Consider the following 5,906-nt stretch of genomic DNA (forward strand, 5'->3'; position numbering starts at 1 on the left):
GGTACTGTTAGATGCCGCCGTCGCGTGTTTCGTTTCGGGTGACTGTCTCGCCTGTGTTGGGGTCCTGGACTGAACGGGATTCAGTGACCCGACGCTGACTGCGGGGTGCGTTCATTACGAGTGAAATAATGAGCCCAAGCACTCCGACACCCATCAGGATGTAGCCCACCAGAGTGAGGTCGATGAAGTCCACGACGTCAGCGACTGCGAAAGCAAGAATTGCACCCAGTGCAATAAGTACGATTGAAGAACCGATTCTCATTTGGTCTACTACTCCTTCGATAAAGGGCATCCCGCGACGAATTGGCCAGCGGGGGTGAAACTGGTGAACAGTTGGCTTTTCGGCCTTAACGTAGTGATCAGCTTACTGTTGTTCCGGTTTATGCTCGTTAACTAGCGGATTAGCGGCCGTCGCGCCGTGCCAGCTGGCGAGTCAAGTGTTATCAAATCAACACCGGCGTGGCCTATTGAAAGATGGTGCACAGGGGGTTTAATGAACTCAGCACCGCTTTAATTGAAAGCTAAGCACGCTGATGAAGTAGGATGGTTGGAAGCTTGTGTAGGGACATCCTGCATTACAGCACTTTTGTTATACGTATCACTCGTAGACAAGACTCGATCACAAGGAGTACTTCATGGGTTTCTTCGCATTCCTTCTTCTAGGCCTTATCGCTGGCGCAATCGCCAAGCTCATCCTTCCCGGTCGCCAGGGTGGCGGATGGATCATCACACTCGTACTGGGTGTAGTTGGTGCCCTGCTCGGCGGCTTCATCGGCAGCGCGCTGTTCGGTGCTGACATGAACGAATTCTTCTCGCTTGAGTCATGGCTTCTCGCTATCGGCGGTGCGCTGATCGTGCTGGTTGTTTACGGCGCCATCACCGGCCGCAAGTCACGCGCGTAATTTAGACGCTGCACAACAAAGCGCCGTCGGGGAAACCCGGCGGCGTTTTTTTGTCGCAATGTATTTCGGGCCTTATGTTCCGCGTTAACCGCTTTCAAGTGAAGGAAACCAGCCATGAAACTGCCTAATCTCAATCCGGCATCCAGGATGGCCAATGGGGCGCTCTTCGACAAGGAGGGAAAACCGAAACCGGGCATCCAGCGCACCATTGAGCGAGCCATCGAGGTGCAACGGCCTCTCGTGTTGGCAAATCTGCGCCGGATGTATGCAAAGAATCCGCAGGCCACTGCAGCTGAGATAAGCGCTGACCTTGAACGCCATTATCTGGCAGTCATCACCGTCACCGGCGCAGCGGTGGGAGCAACCGCAGTGGTGCCCGCCGTCGGCACAATTGCATCTTTGGGTCTTTCAGCTGCGGCAACCGTCGGCTTTCTTGAAGCCACGGCGTTGTACGCCCAATCCATTGCCGAACTTCACGGCGTCCAGACTGGAGATCCGGAGCGGGCGCGGACCCTCGTGATGGCCATCCTCATGGGCGAGGAGGGCCTCGCGCTGATTCAGTCGGTGCTCCGCGGCTCGGGCAGTGGAGCGTCAGAGCACTGGGGGACGGTCCTGGGAGGAAGCGTGTCCTCACCGATTGCGCGTACCATCGGCCACAGCATCCGGAGACGCTTCGTACGTAAAATGCTGGCCAAGCAGGGCGGCGCTCTGCTGGGTAGGGCTCTCCCCTTCGGTATTGGGGCTGTCGTCGGTGGAGCCGGTAACCACATGATGGGACGGGCGGTGATTACCGCAACCGCTCAGGCTTTCGGCCCCGCACCCAGTGTGGTCCCAGGCGAGCTCCTGAAGGACCTGGATAGCTGACCAGGGGTAGCCGCTCCGTGTGCTGACCCGTGCCGGGTTACCCGAAGACGGCGTGGGCGACGCTGAAGATCAGCAGGCCCGCCAGGGAACCGACCACGGTGCCGTTGATCCTGATGAACTGCAGGTCCTTTCCAATCTGCAGTTCGATCTTCTGTGAGGTCTCGACCGCGTCCCAGCGGCCAACGGTCTCGGTGATGATTGCCGCAATGTCGCTGCGGTAGGTGCGCACCAGATAGCCCGCCCCATCGGCAATCCACCGGTCAACCTTTCCAGCCAGCTCCGCGTCCGTGGACAACCGGCGACCGAAGTCCCGGACCGCTGTCTTGAAATTGCGGGTCAGCTCGCTATCGGAGTCGTCGACAGCTTCCATCAGGGCCTTTTTGATGGTGGTCCAGGTGCGAGCCGCCAGATCGCGCACCTGGGGGTCGCCCAACACCTGCGCCTTGATGCCTTCGGCCTTGGCGATTACCACCGGGTCGTGCTGCAGGTCCTGAGCCAGGTCCTTGAGATATTTATCCAGGGCCAGCCGCACATCATGGTTGGGGTTGGTCTGAACAGCACGCATAAACTTGGTCAGCTCCACGTACACCTTGTCCCCCACGAGGCCGTCCACGAACTGGGGCACCCAGGTGGGGGATCGCTGCGAAACCAGGCCTGAGACGAGGTCATAGTTGGTGTCCACCCAGTCGGCGGCACGGTCCACCAGGAGGTCCACCAGCTGATGGTGATGGCCGTCCTCGAAGATCCGCTCGGCAATTTTCCCTGCCGGCGGCCCCCAGGGTGGCGTGAGCAGGTGTTTCCGGACCATCGACTCGATCACGGATTGCACCGCATCGTCGTCGAGCACGGTGAACGCGCCCCGAATCAAGGCTGCTCCCTCAACGGCTACCCGATCCGCGCCTCCGGGAGTGGCCAGCCACGCACCTGCCTTCTGCGCGATTCCCACCGATGCCAATTTTTGTTGCACCACCGTCTCGGAGAGGAAGTTATCCTCGACAAATTGGCCCAGTGACGCCCCAATCTGGTCCTTCTTGCGAGGGATGATGGCTGTGTGGGGGATTTTGACGCCCATTGGATGTTTGAAGAGTGCGGTCACAGCGAACCAGTCCGCCAGGGCGCCGACCATGCCGCCTTCAGCAGCGGCGCGTACATACTGCAACCAGGGATACTGGTCCTGCAGTGCAAACGCGACAATGAAGATCAGCGCCATGACACCGAGCAGCCCGGTGGCAACCACTTTCATGCGCCGCAGCCCGGCGGCCCGTTCTGCGTCAGTGCCGGCTAGGTGAGAGCTCAAGGATCCTCCGGGGGTTACGGTGCCCCAGGCGGGTGCATCCGTCTGAGCCAGTAAAGCAGCGTATGGCCGGGTAAGTCACGCCGGGCTGGCCAATTTCGCGTACGGTATCAGGTAGATGCTGGTTGCCGACGGGATGGGGCGTGGTGTACACAATTTTCGCCCACCGCGGCGCCAGCCACCAGTTCGCCGAACATACCCGCGCCGCTTACCTCCAGGCGCTCGCTGAGGGAACCGACGGCGTCGAATGCGATATCCACATGACGCGTGATCAGCAGCTGGTATGTATTCATGATTCCACCCTCGACAGGACCTCAAGCGGAACCGGTGACGTTGCGGACCATACGCTGCGGGAACTGCGGGATCTCGATTTTGCGTCGTGGAAGGGTGCCACCATCCCCCCCTCAATATGGGGGGATCGCCGACCAGTTCCTCTCGCTGGGGGACCTGTTGGACCTGCTGTTGGCGGCGGACCGGGACGTCTCCCTTGCCATCGAACTCAAGCACCCCAGCCCCTTTGGGCTCAAACTCGAAGAGAAGCTGATCACCTTTTTGATGCAACAGGGGTGGGATCCGGTCAGTTCAACTCTCGCCAACGTGAGTATCAGCTTCATGAGCTTCAACCCCGACTCCGTGAGGCACCTGCTCGAGAAGGTGCCATCGCATATCGTCTGCCAGCTGGTCTCCGACGTGCGGCCCATCGAATTGCGGGCTGAGCTGCATCTGGGTGCGCTGACCGCGGCCGCGGTTATCGGGCTGCTCCGCCGGGCGCTCAACGACGGAGAGCGGAACATTGATTCGCACTCGGCGGGCATGGCGGGCCCCGGGATTGACTACGTGAGGACGCATCCAGCCAGAGTGCGCCGCTGGCTGGCCGAGGGGATCCGGCTACGTGTGTGGACGGTCGACGACGCCGACGACGTCGAACTCATGCGTGAATTGGGCATCCAGGAAATCACCACCAACCGTCCCGCGGCGGTCCGTGCACAACTGGATGGCACGCGCCCGCAGCCATGACGCGAGCCGCGATAGTGGCCGCCAGGATCAGGGGAGTCCGGAGGCGAATGTGATTGAGTTGAATCATGCAATCTCCGATCGAAGACTACGCACTCGTTTCCGACATGCACACTGGCGCGCTGATTTCCAAGACCGGGAGCGTGGATTGGCTGTGCTTCCCCCGGTTTGATTCTGATTCTTTGTTCTCCGCGCTGCTGGGCGAGCAGGACCACGGTCGATGGGCGATCGCTCCCGCCCCCGGTGCGGGCTCCGCCGAGGTCGTGGAGTGGCGCTACATTGACTCCACCTTTGTGATGGCGACCCGCTGGCACACCGACGCCGGGGACGTCCAGGTCACCGACTTCATGCCGGTCGGCGACCGCCGCGCGTCCTTGGTGCGGAGGATTCAAGGGCTGAGCGGCACTGTGCCGATGCGCCAGGAACTGGTGGTCCGCTTCGGCTACGGCAAGATCCTCCCCTGGGTCAGCAGGCAAACCGATGAAAGCGGGGAGGCCATCTCGGCGATTGCGGGCCCCGACGCCCTGGCGCTGCGCGGTGAGCACCTGCCGCACGCCTCCCACCGCCGACACGAAGGCGAGTTCACTGTTGCCGCAGGAGAAACCGTCGACCTCGAACTTGTCTGGTATCCCTCCTACCGGCCCATGCCCGAGCCCATCAACGTCGATATCGCTCTCCGGGAAACGATTGATTACTGGGCCGGTTGGGCCGCCAGCTTTGAGCAGCAGGGGGAGTACGATCCCATCGTCAAACGCTCGCTGCTCGTCCTGCGAGCACTGACACACGAGGACACCGGCGGGATTGTGGCCGCCCCCACCACCTCGCTGCCCGAGCACTTCGGCGGCGCCCGGAACTGGGACTACCGCTTCTGCTGGCTGCGCGACGCGGCGCTCACTCTTGAGGCGATGATGACCCACGGGTACCAGGAGGAGGCGCTGGAATGGCGCAACTGGCTGCTGCGTGCCGTCGCCGGCGACCCGGAGGACCTGCAGATCATGTACGGCGTTGGTGGGGAGCGCGAGCTGCCGGAGAAGATCCTCCATCACCTGCCCGGCTACGAAGCGTCCACCCCGGTCCGGGTTGGCAATGGGGCCGTCGACCAGTACCAGGCAGACGTCGTCGGCGAGGTCATGGTGGTGCTGGAGAAGCTCCGTAACAGGGGAGTGCTGGAGGACAGCTTTTCCTGGCCCCTGCAGCGCGCCCTGCTGAGCTTCGCCGAGAACCATTTCGACGATCCCGATCACGGCATCTGGGAGATGCGCGGTGAGCTGAAGTACTTCACCCATTCCCGGGTGATGATGTGGGCCGCCTTCGATCGCGGAGTGCGAGCCGTCCGTGAGCATGGGCTTGAAGGCCACGCAGAACGCTGGGCGGAACTTCGTGACCGGCTTCGCGAAAACATCCTGGAAAAGGGTTTCGACACCACTATCAACTCCTTCACTCAGACCTACGGCAGCCCCGAGGTTGACGCTTCCCTGCTGCAACTCCCGCAGGTTGGCTTCCTGGACTACGACGATCCCCGGATGCTCGGTACCGTGGCCCGATTGGAGAAAGAGCTGGCCAACGAACAAGGGCTGCTGCTGAGGTACCGCACCGAAGCCGGTATGGACGGACTGGAACCGGGCGAACACCCCTTCCTCGCCTGCTCCTTCTGGCTGGTGGAACAGTACGCCAGGTCCGGCAGGATTGACGATGCCAAGCGGCTGATGAACCAGTTGGTGGGCTATGCCAACGGCCTGGGCCTGCTCGCCGAGGAATACGACACCGACAGTTTACGGATGGCTGGCAATTACCCGCAGGCCTTCTCGCACCTGGCCTTGGTGCGTGCCGCC

Annotated in this window: 5 protein-coding genes and 1 pseudogene; 4 read left to right on the top strand and 2 right to left on the bottom strand. The window is 61.5% G+C overall.

Translation table 11 applies throughout. The features are described from left to right. Positions 1 to 7: 7 nt before the first annotated feature. On the bottom strand, positions 8 to 262 hold the full coding sequence (locus K728_RS0114945; protein ID WP_019483945.1) for a DUF6458 family protein: 255 nt from the start codon (positions 260 to 262) through the stop codon (positions 8 to 10). A 373-nt stretch (positions 263 to 635) separates the two neighbouring features. On the opposite strand from K728_RS0114945, the gene K728_RS0114955 reads away from it, so the two are divergent. Together K728_RS0114955 and K728_RS0114960 are read left to right on the top strand one after the other, a co-directional pair. Continuing rightward, a complete protein-coding gene (locus K728_RS0114955) occupies positions 636 to 902 on the top strand; it encodes a GlsB/YeaQ/YmgE family stress response membrane protein (RefSeq protein WP_019483943.1) in 267 nt (88 codons plus the stop codon). A 114-nt stretch (positions 903 to 1,016) separates the two neighbouring features. Continuing rightward, complete coding sequence (locus K728_RS0114960) at positions 1,017 to 1,766, top strand: hypothetical protein (RefSeq protein ID WP_019483942.1); 750 nt, start codon at positions 1,017 to 1,019, stop codon at positions 1,764 to 1,766. A gap of 37 nt (positions 1,767 to 1,803) precedes the next feature. Here K728_RS0114960 and K728_RS0114965 read toward each other — a convergent pair whose 3' ends face one another. Continuing rightward, entirely contained in the window at positions 1,804 to 3,009 is a 1,206-nt protein-coding gene (locus K728_RS0114965; protein ID WP_083850972.1) for a DUF445 domain-containing protein, read from the bottom strand. A 194-nt stretch (positions 3,010 to 3,203) separates the two neighbouring features. Here K728_RS0114965 and K728_RS19615 point away from each other — a divergent pair. Both K728_RS19615 and K728_RS0114975 read left to right on the top strand, forming a co-directional pair. After that, positions 3,204 to 4,077 (top strand): annotated as a pseudogene (locus tag K728_RS19615) (glycerophosphodiester phosphodiesterase family protein). Positions 4,078 to 4,142: 65 nt separating this feature from the next. Further along, positions 4,143 to 5,906: glycoside hydrolase family 15 protein (locus K728_RS0114975; RefSeq protein WP_024477183.1), on the top strand; the 1,764-nt coding region annotated here is incomplete at its 3' end.

The sequence above is a fragment of the Arthrobacter sp. CAL618 genome, from assembly GCF_000468215.1.
Taxonomy (GTDB): Bacteria; Actinomycetota; Actinomycetes; order Actinomycetales; family Micrococcaceae; genus Arthrobacter_D.